The following is a 21,380-nucleotide window of genomic DNA, read 5'->3' as shown; positions in this document are numbered from 1 at the left end:
TATTAGTAAATCTGTGCTATAATATAGTTACAAGACCTTTATAGGAGGTAATTCAGTGAAGATACAAGAATCCGCAGAAAATTATTTAGAAACTATATTAATGCTCAGCAAAAAGCAGCCCACAGTTCGTTCTATAGACATCGCCAATGAGCTTTCTTATACCAAAGCTAGTGTTAGTATAGCTATGAAGAACCTAAGAGAAAATGGATATGTGAAGGTTGATAACGATGGCTATATAACCTTAACAGAAAAAGGCCTTACTATTGCAGAGACCATGTATGAAAGGCACACCCTCCTCTCTAACTGGCTTACCCAATTGGGTGTTAACAAAGAAACTGCATTAGAGGATGCCTGCCGTATTGAGCACGTTTTAAGCAGCGAAAGCTTTGAAGCTATAAAATCACATATTGCGAAGAATGATAAGAAGTAAAATAAAACCATTGGACTCAGCCAATGGTTTATTTTTTTATTTAATTTATCTAAACTAGAGCTTTACCTAAGCTTCTGCAGTTTTCTGCTGCCTCATCATCTGGAGCCTCATTAGCAATTACACTAGGAGCTGTAAGCACCGCTCCCTTAGATGAGCAATCTTCTTCCCAGGCTTCCATCCATTCACCACTACCCCAACCATAGGAACCAAATAGAGCAATTTTCTTACCAGAAAGCTTACCTTCTATGGAGTTAAACATCGGTTCAAACTCCCCTTCCTCCAGCTGTTCTGCACCCATTGATGGACAACCAAAGGCTACAGCATCATAGTTATCCATGGCTTCCTCAGTGAACTCTGAAGCAGTATAAACAGTAACCTCCGCTCCCGCTTCCTTTGCACCTTCTGCCACAAAGTTTGCCATTGCTTCAGTATTACCAGTACCACTCCAATAAACTACTGCAATTTTGCTCATATAAATAACCTCACTTTATAATATTTTTTATTTAATAAATACCCTAAACGGGAAAGGTTTATTTAAAGTTAGTTATCACTAACTACTTCCATATTCTCACATAGAATAATCGCTGTCAATAGAATAAGGCTGCTGTATACAAAAAAATAACAGCCAATGGTTTTATCTCCACCAGGCTGTTATCATGTATTTTATTTAAAGCTTATGTGTTCCAGTAATCCATCTTCTCTGTTTAACAGATATCTGTAAATAGGGTATCCTGCCAGGGTAACCACCACGAATTCCCCTAGGGCTACACCAAAGATTGCATAGGCCAGAGGGAAGCCAGCTACGTAATAAAGCATAATTCCAATGATAAGACCATTGATTATAGCAGGCCACAGGGTAGCAATTAATAAGCTTTTTGTTCTGCTCACTAAATATACAGCTATTAAGGTAGCTAGAGGACCAAAAACCATGTCCATCCAGCCTGCAGGACTCAATAAATTAGCTAAAAAGCAGCCTAAAACAAGGCCTGGTATAAATCTCTTATCCTTAAAGGCCAGCAGTGTTAAAAGCTCTGAAACTCTAAATTGAGTTACCCCATAGGACATAGGGCTAGAAGCAATGGTTAATACAGCATATAAGGCTGCTACTGCCGCTGTCTTAACTAAAAAATCAAGTTTATTTCTTTCTGTCATAATCTCAACCCTTCCTAAAGACAAAATAAATAGAGATACTCTCCTCCACTATAAATAGCATAAAGATTGCATCTCTAAAATAAATTCTATGGCAAATAAATCTATAGGACAATAAAAAATAGCTGCCAAAAGACAGCTACCAAAGATCCTTTTCTTAGATAACATGCCTTAGTTTTATTTAGAGACAGGAGGCTCCCGAACTGTCTTATATATAATTTTTCTTAATTATACCCTGTTTCTGGATAAATTTCAAGTTAAATTAAAAATTCCGTATCTGGTTACCAATTATAATTCTGAAGCAAAAAAGGACTGCTGGAGGCAGTCCTTTGTGTAATCTGGCAAATTGATATACGAAGACAGTCGCTATCTTACTGTGCACGCATCAACTGATATTTATTATATATTGAGAATTATTATTAGTCAAGTCTTTTTCTAAATTTTTCTTTAAATTAACTTTTTTTACCCTATAAAACATTAAAAAATGATAATTAGTGCTTTTATTTTTAGCAAAAAGGATGCACTGCAAAGTATAACACTCGGCTGTACATCCTTATTATGAGTCTATTTAATTATCCTATTTTGAAAGAGCTCTTAAGTGATACTATTCTGTTGAAGACAGGCTTCTCATCGGTAGTATACTTAGTATCCACATTGAAATAGCCATTTCTTACGAACTGGAATTTCTCCTGTGGCTTAACTCCCTTCATATCTGGCTCTACATAACCCTGTAGAATTTCTAAGGAATCTGGATTTATAGAATCTAAGAATTCCTTTCCGCTTTCCTCATCCTCTAATAATATATCATTATATAGTCTGAATTCTGCTGGAAGGGCATGAGTTGCTTCTACCCAATGGATAGTTCCCTTTACCTTTCTTCCCGTAAAGCCTGAGCCACTCTTTGTTTCTGGATCGTAGGTGCAGTGTATTTCTACCACATTACCATTTTCATCCTTTATGAAATCTGTACATTTTACAAAGTAGGCATTTCTTAGCCTTACTTCATTTCCTGGGAATAATCTAAAGTACTTCTTAGGAGGATTCTCCATAAAGTCGTCACTTTCTATATATAGCTCTCTGGAGAAAGGTATTTTCTTAGTTCCACCCTCTTCAGCGTTTGGATTAACCTCAGCATCAAGCCATTCTACCTGGCCTTCTGGATAGTTAGTTATTATAACCTTTATAGGCTTTAATACCGCCATAGCTCTTGGTGCCTTAGCATTTAAGTCTTCTCTTACAAAGTGCTCTAGCATCTGAGAATCTACCATGCTGTTTGCCTTAGCAACACCTATTTCTCTGCAGAAGTTTCTTATAGCTTCAGGGGTATAGCCCTTTCTTCTAAGACCTGCAATGGTAGGCATTCTTGGATCATCCCAGCCATCCACTACCTTCTCATCTACTAGGAGCTTAAGCTTTCTCTTACTCATAACAGTGTTGGTTATGTTAAGTCTAGCAAACTCTATCTGCCTTGGAACCTCTTCCATCTCACATTCTCTAACGAACCAGTCGTAAAGAGGTCTGTGATCCTCAAATTCTAAGGTACATATAGAGTGAGTAATTCCTTCTATAGCATCCTCTAGGGGGTGAGCAAAATCGTACATTGGATATATGCACCATTTGTTCCCTGTATTATGATGTTCTGCATGGGCAATTCTATAGATTATTGGATCTCTCATATTTATATTAGGAGAGCTCATATCTATCTTTGCTCTAAGAACCTTTTCTCCATCCTTAAACTCACCGTTTTTCATTCTTTCAAATAAATCAAGATTTTCTTCTACTGTTCTATTTCTATAAGGGCTTTCTTTACCTGGTTCTTTTAGAGTTCCTCTATATGCCCTTATTTCATCTGCATTTAAATCACAAACATAGGCCTTGCCTTTTTTTATGAGTAATACTGCTCTATTATACATTTCATCAAAGTAGTCAGAGGCAAATAAAAGCTTATTCCACTGAAAGCCTAACCACTTTACGTCTTCTTTTATAGACTCTACATATTCTGTATCTTCCTTAACGGGGTTTGTGTCATCGAAACGAAGATTTGTTTTACCTCCAAATTCAGCTGCCAGCTCAAAATTTAGAGCTATTGACTTAGCATGACCTATATGGAGATAGCCATTAGGCTCTGGAGGAAAGCGCGTGATAATTTCTTTATGCTTGCCTGATTCTAAATCTTCTATAACTATACTTTTTATAAAGTTCGATGAAGTGCCTTTGTTTTCCATCGTATCCCTTCCCTTCACTTCACTAAGTAAATGTATTATTCCTATATATTATTATAGACCTTTTTAAGCTCTCAATAATCTACATCTTACTATTATATTATAAATATATAAAATTATCCATAGTTATGAAATAAGGGAAGTCCAAAAGATATAATTACACTATTTAACCCTCATTCCAAAGGCTAATTCCTTTCATAAAGAGCCTGTTCAGTCCATCCCAGGAGTTATTATAATCCTTCTCATACTTATCAATCACAGATTTTAGCTCCTCCAGATTTTCTTCAATGTAGAGGTTTAATGGGTCAATTCTTCTACCCTCTTCTATTTCAGGACTTTTCATTTTAATATTTAGAAGCTCCCCTATCACAGGCTTCATCCTATCATCTAGCTCTTCCCTCACTAAATCTGAAAATAGCATAGGAGGTGGTGTTTTTTTATCAAGTATCCACTTACAGGCTAATATAGGACGCACCACATAGAAATACTTCTTTAACCTCACCTTATCCCTCTTTAAATATTCTCTGTAATTACTATGGGCAGTATTTAAATAATGATATAAACCGGATTTACAGGAAAAATAGCTATAGATTTCCTTCTTCACCTCATTAAAATACGGCGTTGTTTTGTACACTATAGGTGAATTAGCCCATTCAAACAATGTAGGATTGGATTTATAGAGAAGCCTCAGAGCCTTTTGAAGGTCCCATCCATTAATATCTAAGGTTTCATCCATCTGCCATTCTATAACGTCTCTCTCGGGCTGAAGCTTAAGATAGTCTTCTAGAGGTCTAATATAAATAAACCTAACATCGTAGTCACTATCTGGAGAAGGAAATCCCCAGGCTCTGCTTCCTGATTCCACGGCATGGATGATTTTTATATTTTCCTTTTCTTCTATTTCATTGAGCTTTCCTTTTATCAATTCTATCATTTATCTCGCCTCCAAAGGAATTTCTGGTGCATATTTAATCTAATATAGATTCAACGACATCTACTATAATATCTACTACATCAAGAATGCCCTCTAGCTTTTTCCCTTTTTTACTCTTATTCTTCTCACTGCCGTTCTCTATTTCAATCTCCTCAGGCTTCGTCCCATCTTTAGACTCTTCTTCCGTTATTGAATATACAGCCATACACTTAGGACATACATTTCCTGAAAACTCCATTTCGCAATAATAACACTTCATGAACATTCCTCCACTCTATTCTTTATAAATTCTTCGAATTCCTCTAAAACTCTATTTGCTCCATCGGAGACAGGATATATCACGGGGATTTGTCCCTCCTTAAGGCTCCACATGTTACCATGGGATATATGATTGCTTATGACTATAATACAGTCTATATTCTTTAGCTTTAGAGATATTTTATTAAAGGACTCAAAACCATCTACAATATCAGCATGATAGCCCTTTTTCAAAAAGCTCAGCTTATAACTATTACTAAAGGCTAACTCACCAACTATTAGTACCCTATGGGTAATTGTAATGTTATCGTCTTCAGCTTCTACCTCTTCCTGAGGTGTCTTTTTATTTTCCTTGATTTCCTTGTGTTTCTTAACCTCCTCAGGATATTCTATTACATTATTATTTTCGTCCAGTACAACTATATCTCCAACCCCTACAGCCTTTGTGGTTTCACCCATGGCTATAAGCTTACCACAGTCCTTAAGCTTATAATAAAGCTCTCCCTGATACTTTTGTACCTCAGCTTCTTTACCTTCCCTATAATAATTAGAGCTTGTATAGAATTTACCATTGGGCATTACATGTATAGGCTCCCTCTCTCTGCCAAAAACCACAATAGCTCCTTCTTTACAATCCTGGCAGCTTCCAGGGAGGAAGGTTTCATCCCCTGTTAATACCTCTCTAGCTTTAACACCATTCCCTGACTTCTCAAAAATATAATAGAGCTTGTGACCCTTTGCTTTTATTGATTCTACAAAAAAGTCTAAATTAAATTTAACAGGCTTAAATAGTATTTTTATATTTCTCTCTTTATCCACAGCGAAAACCATATGGTCTGAAAGCTTTATGTCATCGCCTATATTTATCTGAACCTCTTCATCATCAATCATAAAATAATAATCCCCATTGAAGTATCGAGCCTCTACTAAATCTACTCCTATTATGGTTTTGTCAGCATATCCGTTATATATATGAAGAATGTTTCCATTGGAATCTATCTTAATGAATTGTCCCTGGGCAAGGTAAGATCTTTCATAGCTTCTACTCAATATATCAGTAAGCTCTCTCCGAGTACCATCGGTGAATACTATATAATGAACGCCATCTTTTATCTCACAATAGCCAATAGTAGCGGTCTTTACTCTTCTACGGCTCTCGTTGTCAGGAGCCTTTTTAGGTGAAGGGCTATCAGATTGATGTAAGGGCTCTGATGGATATGATGGTTTTAATGGCTCTAATGCTTCCCCCTCTTCTATCCCCTGGTCTATATCTTCATCTATAGAGGAATTTATATCTTCCTTATTCTTAGCTGATTTTTTCTTTCCTTTAATTTTATCTAGCTCCCAGGAAAGCTCCTTGTTCTTTTCTAGGAGCTGGCTAGCTCTTCCCTCTAAATCCTTATTTTTATCCTTAAGCTCCTTGTTCACTATTCTAAGATCAGAGACCTGAAGTGTAAGATTTGTAATTATGCTGTTAAAATTACTTTCAGACACATCCTTTTTGAAAGCTATGGTTTCTTTTAAAGCTTTTGGGTATATTTCTGATGTAGCCTTTATAGATTTATTAATCTCCTTTAAAATATCTGCGAACTGACTCTTCATCTTTACTAAACGATTATTTTCTTCCCTAAGGGCTTTATTTTTTTCTTTATGCTCTTTAAGCTCATTTAATAGATTATCTTTTTCTCTACGGCTTTTAGCCAGCTCCTTTAAGGTGTGAGCTACTCTCTCAGTATATTCTTCATATACCCACTGCCCATAGTAATCTAACAGCTTAAGCTCCAGCTCTTCTTCTATATCCTCAAGGTCTTCCTTATTTTTAGTTAAGTATATGATTACCGTTAAAATCGCCAAGGGTAAGCCATGATCCCTAGCTTCTAAATAGCCCTCTACCGCTGCGAGCTTATCCTCATATATTTCATTCTTTATATACTTCTCCACAAGCTCAGGAAGCCTGTTATCAAGTATTACTGAATATATCCCATACTTAACTCCAGAAATGCAATCCCCTTCCTTCATCTCCAAGGAGAGGACGAAGTCCATAGCACAAAAGTCTACTTCTAACAATTCTGCTACTACATAATTTATAGACTCTTTACTAGTCTCCTTAAGGATCTTCCTCTTAAGCTTTTTGTTATGATTCACCTTATTCATAAAGTAATTATAGGAAAAATCCTCCTTCAGCTCCTGAAAGTCCTCAGCCTCAGGACACTGATAGCTAGCCACCACATAATATCTCTCTTTATCATCCATAGAATCCATCAAGGACACTGCAGATATTCTCTTATTCAATAGCTTTGATCTCATATTATCCCCCTACTCTATTAAGTCCCAATACCATAATATTTCCCCTAAGTATATTGTATAATAATTCAGATAATATTTAACCATAAAATTAAAAAAGCACCAACTTATGACTTATTAAAATAAGTCATAAGTCATGTGCCTGTCACTTTACTTTTTATTTTATTATATGTTTCATCCCAGTTCTTAAATGGATCTTCAATAATAAGCTTATCTATATTAAGTTTATCTAAAATTGATAGTTCTATATCCTGCCTTGCCTTTAAGCATTCAATATACCCATCATAGCCTACATGTCCACAACTCTTACCAAAACCTTGTGAGGTATGATATTCTACTACACCTTCAAGCCATTCTTTTTCTCTTTCTTTGGACACCTCATCTATGCGCTGCTTAATATTCGTATTCTTAAGGTATATGACTACTGGATTAAGCTCTTCTATCCTTTTATATATACTAGCTATATAATTAAAAATTTCTTTAGTGTCCATATTAAATCTCATCATTGTTTCACAAAGAGGATTTTGTAAAAAACAACAATCAAACACATATATATTCTTATTTGCCTTTGCAATTTCACAATAGGTTTCCCATTTGTGAAGCATTATAGGATATTCCTTATGCCATGGTAGCATATCGTATATTTTATATTGGATTATCTTATTAAATAAATCTCCTCTAATATTAGCTAATGGAATTACATATCCATTATCTATTTTCTCAGAGTTGCTAATTAGCATCTTTCTTTCACCATTGGAAAATAACAGCAAATCCTCGCTTGTTACATAAGCATGAAAATCATAATCTGATGGATGATTAGCAGCTCCCTCAGGAAAGTGCAAGACGTTTCTTTCTGATTCACTTAATATATTTGCTATAAATTCACTAGTGGAGGTTTTTCCAGTGCAAGGTACTCCTTCTACTATAAATAATCTATTTTTCATAGTTCACTTCCTTTTTATTTATAATTACACCATTAATTATATTTACCTGATGCTAGCTCCTATTTTTCCTAAATTTCAACTCATATACCTGTCACCCTCTAAATTTGAACTTATATAATCTAAATAAATGAATTTCAGTAATAGCACAGCTTACAAGTATTAGCGATAAATAAGCATAGTATGATAATCTATTTACATTTTCTATATCATCTTTCAAAAGATATTTTAGAATAATCTATTTATAGACCATCACTTCAACGTTCTCAATATATAATTCAATGTACTCATAAAAGCTGCAATACTAAAAACTATAGTATTTATAAGATTCAACTTTATTTTTGTAGACCGATATCTCTCATAGTAATCTGCAGCTAAAAATGCCCAAAACAATGCAGTGATAGCATGTAACGTAGCTGGCTCACCGTATAATAAATTAAAGGTTATAAGAAATAAGAATAATATCCCACAAAAAATATATCCTATTCTGTTACGTTGCCCGTTAACACTTTTGTTCCCTTTATCTTGAAGTATATCTTTACTTTTTGAGGTTGACTCTTTTAGCCCCATTTCACAGCTCCTTTACTACGATTATTTATGAATTCGCACTCATAAGAATATTATCCTATATTTACCATTATATATCATTATATATTACTCTTTTAATATTAGAATTCATTTTTCCATTTAACGGAAAACAAAGCTATAATATATATAATAAATCATTATTCATTAGGATTAACTTTTGGTCATTTGTAGGGGGAGGTATTGAATTGGAAGATTTAATTTTAGTAACCCCATCAAAGGCTCTAGAAGAAAAAATACTTGAATATAAGCAAGAATTTATAGACTTTAAGGAAACAAATATCAATGGCAGCTGTGGGCTAGCCAGTTCTAATAATTTTGATCAGTGGCTTGAAACTGTACTTTCAATTAGGAAAAATAACCTTCGCAATAATGTTCATGCCAGTACATTCCTTTCCATAAGAAAAGCCGATAATAGAATTATCGGCACTATTCAACTCCGCCACTCCTTAACTGAGGAGTTAAAAAAGCACGGCGGTCATATAGGCTATGGAATTCGCCCTAGCGAGAGGCAAAAAGGTTATGGCAAACAGCAATTATCACTAGTTTTAGAGGTTGCAAAAGCTATGAATATCCCAAAGGTAATGATAATCTGCGACAAAGCTAATACAGCCTCCAGCCGCACTGCCATCAGCTGTGGTGGTATATTGACAGGCGAAAATATATATGAAGGAAATGAACAGCTAATATACCACATCCCCTTAATAAAATAAGTCATAAGTCATGTGCCTGTCACCGGCTTGTCACCTCAACTCAACATTAACCCTTTCAGCTATATTATAGGTAAAGTCTCTTATTGGTACAGCTTCTGTAGCTTCTAGTGTTTTTACAGGAAGCTCTATTTTAAATGTACTTCCTTTACCAACCTCACTATGAACACTTATGCTGCCACCGTGCAATTCAACGAGTGATTTTACTATAAATAGTCCAATTCCAGTGCCTTCAGCATTACGTGAAAGAGAAGTATCTACCTGATGGAATCTATTAAAAATCCTATTAAAATATTCAGCTTCTATTCCTATACCTGTATCCTTTACCTCTATTTCAACTGTATGTCCTTTATCTATAATATTTATGAATATACTGCCACCTGAATTGGTAAACTTTATTGCATTTGAAATAAGATTCAGTATAACTCTCTCAATCTGTTCAGAGTCACAGGCAATAACCCTTTCTTCTGTATTTGTATCAAATGTTATAGTTAATCCTTTTAAATGAATATATTCTGATACTGAATCTACAATATTTTCAACGACGCTAACTATATTTTCATTTCTCAGATTGAGATTTAAAAATCCTGAATCTATTTTTGATATATCTAATATATTATTGATAAGCTTTGTAAATCTATAGCAATTATCTTTAATTGTATTAATGTTTTTTAGAGCTTTTTCTTTATTGTCGTCTAGCTGATCATTTTTTAGATAAACCTCTATTAATTGATTTGAGCTTACAATTAAGTTTAAAGGGGTTTTGAACTCATGGGATACATTGGCGAATATATCTTCCTTCATTTTTATACTATCTTCCATATATTTGACTTCTTCTTTTATCCTCTTCTCCGATTCAAGAAGTGCATATTTTTCTATAGTGTTACACATAGTGTAATACATTCCATATAGCACTAGTGCCAGCAGGATATAGGCTAGTACAATTTCCATTAGTGAATAAAAAGGACGGTCATAATACATTGTAGGGTATGCACATAGCAAAGTAATCAATAAAAAAAATGATAATATTAATATCAAATATATATGCCAGCCAGAATTTATGATTTGAAGAAAGTATCTAAAATGCTTTCTTATGTATTTTACTTCAATATAAATAATTATAGGAAAAGCAATTGCACGAGTTAATAAGTAAATCCATTCTGGCTGTGAGGGAAACATCATGTAAATACCCGTACATATCATACTGATGCCACTATAGATAAGAAATTGAACAAAAAAATTAAAAATAACCACCCATAATTTATCATTAGTATTAATTATTATAGTTGCGCCAATACCAACAATCATAATGAGAATATATGTCTTTTCAATAATATCTGCACTAAAATTACTATATAAAATTGACATAATACCACATGCTGTTATTAACATAATAGTAGATACAACCATGGTAAATCTTACATTCTTTTTTAAAGACCCCAGTGACAGATTCATCCCTACAACTCCACCTACAGTTTCTAAACAACGTAAAAAAAATAATATATCCACAATTATCCAACCCCCTTTGTTTTTATTCATTTTGCCTATAAATCACTATTTTCCTACACTTAAACGTTTACTATTTGCATATTTTCCCTTAACTAATTATAGCATTTAATGTAAAAATACTATATTAAAGTTAGTGCGTTTAGTGATAATTATAGGTTCTCCTAAATAAAAAAAGCCTTAACCATCATTTCTAATGATTAAGACATAAGTCATAACTCATGTGCCTGTCACCAATATGTTTATCATTGCATTTTATTATTAAGTCCCCGCCAAAAACTATTCTTCAATAAAATAATCTGTATCTAGCCTTTTAACCTCATATATTATTTCTGTTGATACTCCAACATTAAATTCAATCATATATTGTGCCAACTGCATTCCTTCAATCAAGACTATACTTTTTGTATTTATAGCCTTAACGTATTCTCTAGCTTCTTTAGAAAAGGTTGAAGTTGTTATAAAAATACCCTTATTTGCACCTGGAGCATCTAACGCTCCAGAAAACTTTTGAATTTCTGGTCTTCCAACTATGGTATCCTTCCATCTTTTAGCTTGAATATATATACTATCTAAACCAAGCCTATCTTCATTAATAATTCCATCTATACCTTCATCACCAGTTTTCTTCGTTGCTCTACCAGCTTCTTCTCTTGAGCCACCGTATCCCATCTTTATTAACAATTCTACTACTAATTTCTCAAAGAACTCAAATGAACATGAATTAATTTTCTCTAGTATTTCATCTGCTAATGAAGTTTTTAAATTTTCAAAGGCATCGGCAATTTCTTCAGATGGAGTCTTTTCATTTAATATAATCTTATTAATTTTATTATTACTTGGTGTTTTATTTCTTGAATTTACAAATTGAACAAAACTATTATACCTTAATAAATCTTTAGACTTTAAATCACTAGGATTCTCATTCAATAATGCTAAACCTTCATCAGTAATCCGAATACTTCCTCTTTTTGGCGAATCAACCAATCTAGCCTTCTTCATATATGTCTTTGCCCAATTTACTCTATCATAAAAAACATATTTCTTACCACTTGGTAAAAGCTCTTTTAACTCAGCTTCTGTTAAATTCATCTTTATCGCTAATAAATCTATACATTCTTTATTTGTATATATTTTTCTATCTGATAAAATTTTTAATAAAGGAAGCATTAATTGTTCATATGTAGGAATTCCCATAGTTTTTTCTCCTTATATAAATATATTGTTTACTATAATTATATCATTTCACTTTATATCACAGAGTATAATGCTAATTCTTATCAATATAAATAAGACAAACTCAATTTGTAGAAATTATTTATTGTTTATGATACGTTTTTTTAGGTATACAAATAGCCTTAGTCATTGATTATAGTTGGCTAAGGCTAACAACCTAATTACTTATGATACGGTTCACCGTTAATAATTCTGTCCCCAATAAGTCATAACTCATGTGCCTGTCACCAACAAGTCTTTTAGCTTGCGATACAATACTTCCTTCTCTTGACTACCAGTAGTAGCAAGCCTTATAAGGGGGATGTTATACAGCTTAAGGATGTGATTCTTCATTTCATCTCTTTTTGATTGAGACGTTGTGGCATTATGAAATATATATCCATCTACTTCTATTGCCAAAACAGGATTTTTGCTGATTTTATTGTAAATAAGAAAGTCTATATGAGTTGCCGGATTCATTACGTATTTAATTTCTCTTTCATTTAACAGCTTTAAGTCACGAATCAACATATTTAATGGTTGATGACATATAACATCCAGAGTAGCTATATCTATGCTTTTTAAAACATCTGTTATGATTGTATACATTAAGTTCTCTGAATCATACTGGGATACTTTTTTATGGTTCTTTAAGTACTCATACCTACTTTTAGTATATTGTTTGTAGAGATAATCGAAGATTGAATAGATATTACTTTCTCGAACCTCAAAATTGTTATATTGTACATATGCAATTAAATCACTTATATTTCTGTCCTTTGATTGCTCATTGCCTGAAACTACTACACACAGCTTCTTTTTGGCCCTTGAGATAGCTACATTAATTAAATATGGATCATCAGTAAAATCTGTTATTTCATTATCAACAGTAGATATGATAATAGTATCCTTTTCCTTCCCTTGAAGCTTATGAACGGTGGCAATATCTATGTTATTAATTTCATTTCTTAACGCTCTAACCTGATTGTTATATGGTGCTATTATACCAATTTCCGAATTATCATCTGTTAGGATAGGAAGCACTTCTCTTTTAATTACATCTATTTGCCTCTGATTATAATGGTTTCTTTCATGATTACCCTCTACTGTTTTTACAATCGATAGTACATCTTTCTCATGATTATCATCTGTCATAATAATAAGCTCACCATTATAAAACTTCTGATTGCAAAAATCTATAATCTTAGGATGGCAACGATAATGTTCTTTTAGTAAGGTTTGTGGAACCTCAGAAAATATATCTAAAATTGACTTCAAAAAACTATTGCTATATTGATAGCCTTTGTGTATATTGTAATATTCAAAAATATCCTGAGAACATTTTTCATCATCGTCTGTAAGCACATTAGGTAGCTGTTTTGTATCTCCCACAATTACAACATTTTTAGCACAGGATAAAGCTAGTGCGCCTGTAGCAATATCAACTTGAGAAGCTTCGTCCATAATAAGATAATCATAGATCTTAATATTATCTAAGTTGCTTCTAGATGAAAAGGTAGTGCTAAGCACTATAGGATACTCATCAAGAAACTCCTGCATATTATACTTAAGATTCTCTTCAGAAAATATTTTCCTCTGACGCCTACCCCCATATTTGCTATATAACATATTCTTAAAATACATCATTGACTTATCACACATAGTATCTATAGAAATAATTCCGGGCTCCTTAAGTTCTTTTTCAATCTCCTGAAACTCTCGGGTTATTTCATTTAATCTCGTCATATAAAACAAACTTTGCATAGAAGTAATTATCATTGATATGTCTTGTTTATAGAAATTCCAATTGGAAATACCATAATATAAGATGCTTTTAAGCTTAAAAAATAGCCCAATGCTCTTTTCTTGTTCAGATATACTCTGACACTCCTGCCATAATTCCATGATCTTCGAAGAACTTATCTTTCTACGCAGCTTAATTTTATTAATATCTACATTAGTCTCATGCAAATATTTATTAAAGTACTTCAGTTCTATTTCTAACGAAGATAGCTCTTGCTTTAATATAGCTAGTCTTTCTTGTTTTTCAAATACTTTTCTTAACGACTCTGATTCACTTTTTATTTCTTCAAGGGTAATCTCATCTGTTTCTTTTAACTTCCATGCTGATAAATTCGGAAGCAATTCACTTTGTGAATCAAGAAAAAGACGTTTATTTTCCACTTTACCCAAGGATGCAACTAAGAATCCCATGTTATGCTTTTCGGTTGACAGCTTTTCCCATATGTTCTCTGTAGCTGAATTGTTGTTGGATACAACTTGAACAGTCTTTCCTTCTGCTAGAATGTTTGCAATAATATTTAAGATAGTTTGTGTCTTGCCGGTACCTGGAGGGCCCTGAATGACGCTTAAAGGGTTTTCCAGAGCATTCTTCACAGCTTCATATTGACTTTTATTACATCCAAATGGGAATATTGGTGTTACCTGTTTAGAGTCATTACTCTTTAAATCATAATCTTGTGGCTTCAAATACATTGCTAGTACTGAATCTTCTCTGACAAAACCCATTTTATTGTATTGTTTTTCCAACAACTTTTCTCCAGCTTCATTTCTTAATCCATTTAATGATGAAATTCGCTTCAAGTATTCAAAGGTATCAGCAGAAACTGGATCTTCAAGACATGACTTTATAACCTTTAGCTCATAATCGAAATAATCCCTCTCCCAACCGCTATAAAAGCAAAGGTGCCAATATTTACTTTTCTTATTTTCAAATAATAAAATAGATGAAATACCCTTTATCTGCTCATTACCATAGAAAATATAATACATATCAGGGTCAAGTATTTTAGGTCTCTCTATATATTCAACATTATCGCATGTATAGCTGTATATCTGTCCATGATTAAATCGTATATCATATTTATGTGTTAGCTCATTATATTCACAATAGCTTATTTGCTTTGTCTTAATTTCTCCTTTTACAATAATCATACACTCAAGTGTATTCATAGCATACTCCTTTATATAAGAACTTCATATGCACTAAATCATACATATTATATTTATTAACCTATGTTAACTTAATTATAAATTAGTTTTAGGAAAATCTCATCAGAAGCTTCAACAATTACCATCTTAAATAATATAAGGAAAAGAGCTAAACACCTATAACTCTTTTCCTTAATGATATTAGTTTAGTTTTATATTTACGTAGAATATCTATCTTCATTTGTATTTGTTAGCATAATTATAATCTAGTAATTCTATAATTTTATCTATAATATTAATCTCTTCCTTTGAATAACCTTTTAACTATTTTATTGCTCCTTTAAATAAATTTTTTCATTATATATTTTTCTCCTCTAAATATAAAATAGCTTCTCCCAATGTATTTAACACTTGTACAATCTCTTTTATACCACTTTCTATATTTATATATTTTCATATAACTTTTCTTTCTCATATGATATTAAATTAGAACTATTAAATAATTGATTATCCTTTATATAATCTAACACTTTATCTTCATCTATATCACTTGGTATCTTACTTTCTATCTTTTTTATTGCTGAACTTGGCACCCCATATTCATATAACACAAACAAATTATCTCTTATTAGCTCATTTTCTATTTGATTAGCATAAAACATATAACTTCCTGATTTCACACCTTTTTTCTTACATATAAATTCCTGTAAATGGTTAATTACGCTTAACCACTTAGGGACTTTATATTGAAACCAGTGTTTTAATATCTGAAAAGACTCTTGAATCGATTTATCTAACAATTCAACATCGCTTTTGTTTTTTTTATTTCGCTTTAAATATAGAAAATTTTCTTTAACTAATCTCATTATATTAAAGTCATTTCCATAATCAAATGTAACCTTAATAAGTTTCTCTAGAGTCATCGGTCTAGTAGTCTCACTACTCTTTAAGAGGTTATCCCACGCTAACCCTAATACATATTTTAGTTGTTCATATGTTGGAAATCCGGACCATGAAATTAAATTATATCTATTCTTAATATCATTTTCCAGTATTCGCATTATTTCTATTTGACCTTTAATCGATACCCCATTTTTTCGAACTAACTGTTTTATATCATTTGGAATACCTTCTAACTCTTTATATTGCTTACTATTCTTATCCTTTATATCTTCATCATCAATATTAATTAATATTTCATCTGATACTTGATTTTGATCGAAAAATGGAATATCAATTATTACGTTCTCTATAGGAGGCTCTGGATTAAAATTATATACATTTCCAATATAATGAACCATCATCCTACCAGCTCTTCCCTTTATATTACTATAATCGAAATAATCTATTTTAACATCCTTCCCCTTAGTTTGATCGAAATATATTACATTCTTAGAACTGGTATTAACCCCTTCAATTATTGTTGATGTACAAAATAAATATTTTAATTTATCTGAATTGAAATACTTAATTATGCTTGATGTTATATGTTTTTGTAATGCACCATCATGAATTCCTATTCTATATTTTAAGCACTCTATTAAACTCCAATTTTTATTAATATTCTTTTCTATCCATTCAATTAAAGATACTTCTTCACTAGATTCTTTCATATGAATATCTTTTAAATAATTCTTGAATTTTACAGATAAATACCTGGCTCTTGCAGGAGATGAACAATATATAATACTTTGCTCATTTCTTAATTCATACAATAATTCAAACAACTTTTGTTCCTTGAACTCTTTCTTTCGCCCCCTACTTCCATATAAATCTTTATACTCAGTATAATAATCTATAGTCTTTGTATCGACTAAAGAATAATCAGTTTTATAAAAATCAGCATTATATTTATCAGCGAAACCTGGTGAGATACCATCTATATTGGGACCAAGCAAATAAAACTTACTTTTGTGTTTGTTTATTAGTAAATTAATTGCATTATTTAAAACATCACTTCTTTCGTCATCCCTTCTAGCACTTATCTTATAAAACTCATCCAGTATAAAATAATCTATTTTAGGTAGATTTTTATACTCCATAACTCTTTCAGCCGTCAACAAAAATATATTACCTTTATCTAAAGATTGTTTTTGTGTTGTTCTAACTATTATCTTATAGTAATTTTGATATTTCCTAAGCTTTATTCTTGTTTCATCTAGTAATGCTAATGTCGGCTGAATTATAACTATATTGTTATATTGTTTACTTGATATAATTTCTTCTATAAGTATACTTTTCCCAAAACTAGTTGGTGCACTTACTATTAGACTCTTTCTCTTTTTAATAATATCTAATATATTTTTTTGTTCCTCATGAAAGTACTTCCCTTCTAAGTTAGGTGATTTGTACAACTCAGTTCTTATTTTTGAAGATGTACTTTTTAATTCTATCCCCTTTTCTTTTTTAATATATGGGTAAAACCCTACTGCTTCAATTAAATCACTCCATATCTCCTTAGTATCTTCACATACTTTATCCCAGTTATCTAGTATGTGAATAATTATTTTCCTACCTTCTATTTCACTTTCAGCATTTCTAAGTAATCTAGAGCAAAGTTTTGCCATTGTAAAGCTTTCATCGCAACTAATCTCTTCACAGTAATCTATCTGATTTAAAATTTCATTCATTAACTACTCACCTAATTTCTGTAATAAACTTAATTTATAGTGCAACTTCTTAATCAAATCATTTTTACACTTTACTGGAAATAATATTAATATTATATTTATATGAGTTCTTAATGGATGATCATTATTATCATCAAAATAACTTTTTAATTCTGAAACTTCCCTTTCATAGTCTGCTATAAAATCTTGTGTAGTTTCATCGTCATGTGTTGTAAAATTATTGCTTGAATATGTGCATAAAAGAGGGATTGTTATAGAATTTAATTGTTCTGATAAACTATTACTATTGTTAAGAATATCTACCCAGTATTCCTTCTCAGGAATATTGGGTAATAATTTTATTTTTTTTGAGACTAGCGTAAATTCATCATTTAAATAATCTTTTAAAATATGTTCTTTGATATCTTGTATAAGAGCTTTAACTCCCAACTTTCCATCTACATATAACTTAGATTCACCTAACCATAACGTTCTTGAATTAGGTTCTATATGTACTGCATCAAAACCATGAACAGTATGTCCATAGGAATCCTTAAAAAATATTTTTGATAATAATGGTATAGTTGAATAAAAATCTCTCAAGATTAAATGTAAAATTAGCTCTCCAAATTCGCCTCGCTTTAAATATTTATTAGCCAAATCATCATCTTTAATATATTCGCCCTGTAAATATATATCTTTTACTTTTTGGAATTCATCTATCTTATATATCGCTTTTGCAGATTCACTTACTTTGCTTATTAATTCAGTATTGTTAGTTTCAGTTCCAGCATGAAAACCAAATGCAAATTCTGGTATAACATTCATTAGTAATTTAATTAAACTATTTAATCTATATTCCTTTGTTCCATTATCTTTTAAATCAAACCCAACTAAATATGTAGACCAATCACATTCAGAAATTCTTTGTTTTATTATTTTCTCCGAATAAAAAGCTGACATTATTGCCCTCCCTTAATAAGTTACTACATTTAGTGTACATTATTTTGTAAACACTGTAAATATTAGGTTGTTAACCGCAAAAATTTAAGTATGTTTATATGAAGATACATATAAATATACTTAAATATAATTTTTCATAAATCTCATTTACTTATGATACAGTTCTCCATTATGTGTATAATTTAAAATTATGAATGCTAAAAAAATACATAACGTCTCATATCTCCGAGTTATGTAAACTAAAATTGCTCGACAATTGTTCACAGGTATCACTTATCCTAGTTAAGACATGCATGTAACTGGAGAGGATTTTCGTTACTAGTCAATAATAATAATGCCTAATAACTAACAATATTCAGTGTCTTTACGATTTGATCTCTAATTTCATTGGATAGCGGATTAAAAAAATGAAAAGTTTCGTATTCATCTTCATTCAAATTCAACAATTGGGTTGCTACATTTGCTATTCGAGTTTCATCCTCTAAAGAATAATATGAAAACCTCCACTTTGAGCTAGGCCACTTTACTCGAATTTGCTTGAGATATGGAATATCTACCTCACCCAAAGATAAACCGTAGACATTAATACAATCTAAATTGTCACCTATTCCCTTATAAAATATATCACACATAAGCATATGTTCATTGACATCTTTTTTTAATCTTTCAATGTATCTTAATAAACAACTGTATTCATTAATTTCATTATTCATTGCTTGTGTAAAATCATATTTTCCATTAAGCTTCTTAATATGTTTCTTTATTTCATCAATTCGCTGATTATTACCATGGCCAATGACTAATTCATCATTTTCTTCTCCAAAGGATTCACCATGCACATAATGAATTTTATCACAAGAAATTTTATACAACTGTTGTAATATATGCGTGTAATTAAATTCTATAAAATAATCATCATCTTTGAACAATACACCACTATCTATTGTTTTTACCATTCTTGTAATAATATCATAACTTTCATCTTTATCTAATGTATCTATAACCCATCGAACAAAGTATCTCTTTAGCCCTTCAGCAATTTTATCTTCATTCATCTCAATATCCACTGCATCATTATATTCCAGACCTAAATCATCTTCGTGTGTATCAATAATAAAAAATTCATCAACCTCCCCTAAATGCCTCTCAAAATCTTTCCAAAATATATTCTCAACAACATACTCATAGTAATGCGCTATTGGAGGCCCAATTTGTTTCATATAACTAAAGTTATACATCTTCCCGACTTCTTCATAAAACTCTGGATCATTCTTTATAAGATAGCATCCAAAGTAATAATAACTACTTGGTAAACCATGATATAAATCAAACCCGTTTCCTATAATATTTAAATCCAAACATCTCCCCCCTTAATTACAAAAACTTTCTTTAGATTATTATGATATAGCTTATCTACACTTCGATACATGCTAGATAAGATTTTTAATAGTCTGTATTACTTCCAAAAATTATTACTTAAATAGTTCCTCTAGTTCTATAATTCTATCCGACTTTATAACTAACCCAAGGTTGTTCGGAATGGTAGAAATAGAAATATGTCTCTGTGAAGTTGGAACATCGATTATTCTAACCTCACCTGTAGCCGTATGTTGAGGTCCAGCATACAAAACGCCCATTAATATTACTCTACTGGTACCCATATATGTGTTTCCTTTTTTATCCCTATAACTACCTTCATTGAAAATAAAAATTGGTGAACCACTTGAACCAGGAAAACATGCTGCATCAATCATGAATTCCTTCTTCCCGTTATAATCTAAATTCGGATTGGTAGCAGTAACACCTTTTCTAAATATAGGTTTATTATTTATGCTATCCCAAATACCATTTGGATACCCTATCATAAGTATCTCTTCTAGTGCAGAAATTTGATTAAGTTGTTCTTGTGTTGGAAGTAATGACATATCAAGTGCTATATAAAAAAGTTTCTCATTTCTTTTTTCAGACTCAATTAAAATTTGGGCGATTGGCATTGCGCATAAATCAACCTGTGGGTCTGGATGCTTTTTCCACCATGATTCAAAGCCATCAATATTTGCGCTAAAATGTTCCCTATCATTAGGTTCATTGCTAACTTGTGATTTTACAAATATTAATCTTCCTTTAATAGCTCCATTAATTACATGTTTATTCGTAATTACTACTGGTATATGTTCACCTGTTTCTTTATTTTCTAACAGTCTGAAAAAAAATCCTGTCCCTGTTCCAGAACTTCCGTCAGCATATTGACATTCAATTCTAACAGTTGAATACGATAATTGTTCGGATATTGATAAATTCATATTAATTATCCCCATTTCCATTTTTAAATTTTACTTTTCTAAATATCCCCTTATATAATTTTATAATTTATCACTCAATTGTATATATAAGTATATTTTATATCAAAATATGTTATTGTATTAATTTTAATTTCATATTATAGGATAATTATACCAAAAAAGTTGACTATTACATATATTTTATAAAACTTATGCAACTGAAATTATTTATAATAACTCACTTAAAACATGATAATATTCAATTTATAAAAATAGCCTTAGCCATTGATTTTACTTAGCTAAGACTAAAAACCTCCGTT

The 21,380-nt window shown here is 31.6% G+C and carries 17 protein-coding genes; 2 read left to right on the top strand and 15 right to left on the bottom strand.

What is annotated here, in order from left to right; translation table 11 throughout:
* Window positions 1-55 precede the first annotated feature (55 nt).
* Window positions 56-430 carry a metal-dependent transcriptional regulator gene (locus ACPWSR_RS13895; RefSeq protein ID WP_426348834.1) on the top strand — a complete coding sequence of 125 codons (375 nt, stop codon included), beginning with the start codon at window positions 56-58 and terminating at the stop codon, window positions 428-430.
* A gap of 49 nt (window positions 431-479) precedes the next feature.
* Here the strand turns inward: ACPWSR_RS13895 and ACPWSR_RS13890 are convergent, their stop codons facing one another.
* The 8 genes from ACPWSR_RS13890 to ACPWSR_RS13855 all read right to left on the bottom strand — a co-directional run bounded on the left by ACPWSR_RS13890 (window position 480) and on the right by ACPWSR_RS13855 (window position 8,808).
* Window positions 480-902 carry a flavodoxin gene (locus tag ACPWSR_RS13890; protein ID WP_426348833.1) on the bottom strand — a complete coding sequence of 141 codons (423 nt, stop codon included), beginning with the start codon at window positions 900-902 and terminating at the stop codon, window positions 480-482.
* 191 nt (window positions 903-1,093) lie between these two features.
* The gene (locus tag ACPWSR_RS13885; RefSeq protein WP_426348832.1) at window positions 1,094-1,582 is read right to left on the bottom strand and encodes a QueT transporter family protein; all 489 of its coding nucleotides are present in this window, start codon (window positions 1,580-1,582) and stop codon (window positions 1,094-1,096) included.
* A 569-nt stretch (window positions 1,583-2,151) separates the two neighbouring features.
* Window positions 2,152-3,804, bottom strand: coding sequence for a glutamine--tRNA ligase/YqeY domain fusion protein (locus ACPWSR_RS13880; protein WP_426348831.1), 1,653 nt, complete (start codon window positions 3,802-3,804; stop codon window positions 2,152-2,154).
* A 163-nt stretch (window positions 3,805-3,967) separates the two neighbouring features.
* Window positions 3,968-4,735, bottom strand: a complete 768-nt coding sequence (locus tag ACPWSR_RS13875; protein WP_426348830.1) for a nucleotidyltransferase domain-containing protein — start codon at window positions 4,733-4,735, stop codon at window positions 3,968-3,970.
* Between the two features lie 34 nt (window positions 4,736-4,769).
* Window positions 4,770-4,994 carry a hypothetical protein gene (locus ACPWSR_RS13870; RefSeq protein WP_426348829.1) on the bottom strand — a complete coding sequence of 75 codons (225 nt, stop codon included), beginning with the start codon at window positions 4,992-4,994 and terminating at the stop codon, window positions 4,770-4,772.
* Window positions 4,991-7,300 (bottom strand): hypothetical protein, encoded by a 2,310-nt coding sequence (locus tag ACPWSR_RS13865; RefSeq protein ID WP_426348828.1) that lies wholly within the window; start codon window positions 7,298-7,300, stop codon window positions 4,991-4,993. The genes ACPWSR_RS13870 and ACPWSR_RS13865 overlap by 4 nt, the downstream gene beginning before the upstream one ends.
* Window positions 7,301-7,431: 131 nt before the next feature.
* The gene (locus tag ACPWSR_RS13860; protein WP_426348827.1) at window positions 7,432-8,241 is read right to left on the bottom strand and encodes a hypothetical protein; all 810 of its coding nucleotides are present in this window, start codon (window positions 8,239-8,241) and stop codon (window positions 7,432-7,434) included.
* A gap of 249 nt (window positions 8,242-8,490) precedes the next feature.
* Window positions 8,491-8,808: a DUF6442 family protein gene (locus ACPWSR_RS13855; RefSeq protein ID WP_426348826.1), complete on the bottom strand. Its 318-nt coding sequence runs from the start codon at window positions 8,806-8,808 to the stop codon at window positions 8,491-8,493.
* Window positions 8,809-9,011: 203 nt separating this feature from the next.
* On the opposite strand from ACPWSR_RS13855, the gene ACPWSR_RS13850 reads away from it, so the two are divergent.
* Window positions 9,012-9,536 (top strand): GNAT family N-acetyltransferase, encoded by a 525-nt coding sequence (locus ACPWSR_RS13850; protein ID WP_426348825.1) that lies wholly within the window; start codon window positions 9,012-9,014, stop codon window positions 9,534-9,536.
* A gap of 30 nt (window positions 9,537-9,566) precedes the next feature.
* On the opposite strand, the gene ACPWSR_RS13845 is transcribed toward ACPWSR_RS13850, so the two are convergent.
* The 7 genes from ACPWSR_RS13845 to ACPWSR_RS13815 all read right to left on the bottom strand — a co-directional run bounded on the left by ACPWSR_RS13845 (window position 9,567) and on the right by ACPWSR_RS13815 (window position 21,081).
* Window positions 9,567-11,042 (bottom strand): sensor histidine kinase, encoded by a 1,476-nt coding sequence (locus ACPWSR_RS13845; RefSeq protein WP_426348824.1) that lies wholly within the window; start codon window positions 11,040-11,042, stop codon window positions 9,567-9,569.
* A gap of 276 nt (window positions 11,043-11,318) precedes the next feature.
* Entirely contained in the window at window positions 11,319-12,236 is a 918-nt protein-coding gene (locus tag ACPWSR_RS13840; RefSeq protein ID WP_426348823.1) for a restriction endonuclease, read from the bottom strand.
* Window positions 12,237-12,488: 252 nt separating this feature from the next.
* Window positions 12,489-15,209, bottom strand: a complete 2,721-nt coding sequence (locus ACPWSR_RS13835; RefSeq protein ID WP_426348822.1) for an AAA domain-containing protein — start codon at window positions 15,207-15,209, stop codon at window positions 12,489-12,491.
* A gap of 440 nt (window positions 15,210-15,649) precedes the next feature.
* A complete protein-coding gene (locus tag ACPWSR_RS13830; RefSeq protein WP_426348821.1) occupies window positions 15,650-17,836 on the bottom strand; it encodes a DEAD/DEAH box helicase in 2,187 nt (728 codons plus the stop codon).
* A gap of 3 nt (window positions 17,837-17,839) precedes the next feature.
* Complete coding sequence (locus ACPWSR_RS13825) at window positions 17,840-18,778, bottom strand: HamA C-terminal domain-containing protein (RefSeq protein ID WP_426348820.1); 939 nt, start codon at window positions 18,776-18,778, stop codon at window positions 17,840-17,842.
* A gap of 338 nt (window positions 18,779-19,116) precedes the next feature.
* Window positions 19,117-20,136, bottom strand: a complete 1,020-nt coding sequence (locus ACPWSR_RS13820) for an AbiH family protein (protein ID WP_426348819.1) — start codon at window positions 20,134-20,136, stop codon at window positions 19,117-19,119.
* Window positions 20,137-20,250: 114 nt separating this feature from the next.
* Entirely contained in the window at window positions 20,251-21,081 is an 831-nt protein-coding gene (locus ACPWSR_RS13815; protein WP_426348818.1) for a S1 family peptidase, read from the bottom strand.
* Window positions 21,082-21,380: the final 299 nt, after the last annotated feature.

This window comes from Alloiococcus sp. CFN-8, from assembly GCF_049943125.1.
Lineage (GTDB): Bacteria > Bacillota > Clostridia > Clostridiales > Clostridiaceae > JAEXZL01.
The sequence above is the reverse complement of the archived record's forward strand: the minus strand, read 5'-3'. Positions and strand labels throughout refer to the sequence as shown.

Bases quoted from the DNA above. Each gene is read 5' to 3' on its own strand.
- ACPWSR_RS13890 (WP_426348833.1), bottom strand. From the start codon at position 902: ATGAGCAAAATTGCAGTAGTTTATTGGAGTGGTACTGGTAATACTGAA.
- ACPWSR_RS13885 (WP_426348832.1), bottom strand. From the start codon at position 1,582: ATGACAGAAAGAAATAAACTTGATTTTTTAGTTAAGACAGCGGCAGTA.
- ACPWSR_RS13880 (WP_426348831.1), bottom strand. From the start codon at position 3,804: ATGGAAAACAAAGGCACTTCATCGAACTTTATAAAAAGTATAGTTATA.
- ACPWSR_RS13875 (WP_426348830.1), bottom strand. From the start codon at position 4,735: ATGATAGAATTGATAAAAGGAAAGCTCAATGAAATAGAAGAAAAGGAA.
- ACPWSR_RS13870 (WP_426348829.1), bottom strand. From the start codon at position 4,994: ATGAAGTGTTATTATTGCGAAATGGAGTTTTCAGGAAATGTATGTCCT.
- ACPWSR_RS13865 (WP_426348828.1), bottom strand. From the start codon at position 7,300: ATGAGATCAAAGCTATTGAATAAGAGAATATCTGCAGTGTCCTTGATG.
- ACPWSR_RS13860 (WP_426348827.1), bottom strand. From the start codon at position 8,241: ATGAAAAATAGATTATTTATAGTAGAAGGAGTACCTTGCACTGGAAAA.
- ACPWSR_RS13855 (WP_426348826.1), bottom strand. From the start codon at position 8,808: ATGGGGCTAAAAGAGTCAACCTCAAAAAGTAAAGATATACTTCAAGAT.
- ACPWSR_RS13840 (WP_426348823.1), bottom strand. From the start codon at position 12,236: ATGGGAATTCCTACATATGAACAATTAATGCTTCCTTTATTAAAAATT.
- ACPWSR_RS13835 (WP_426348822.1), bottom strand. From the start codon at position 15,209: ATGATTATTGTAAAAGGAGAAATTAAGACAAAGCAAATAAGCTATTGT.
- ACPWSR_RS13830 (WP_426348821.1), bottom strand. From the start codon at position 17,836: ATGAATGAAATTTTAAATCAGATAGATTACTGTGAAGAGATTAGTTGC.
- ACPWSR_RS13825 (WP_426348820.1), bottom strand. From the start codon at position 18,778: ATGTCAGCTTTTTATTCGGAGAAAATAATAAAACAAAGAATTTCTGAA.
- ACPWSR_RS13815 (WP_426348818.1), bottom strand. From the start codon at position 21,081: ATGAATTTATCAATATCCGAACAATTATCGTATTCAACTGTTAGAATT.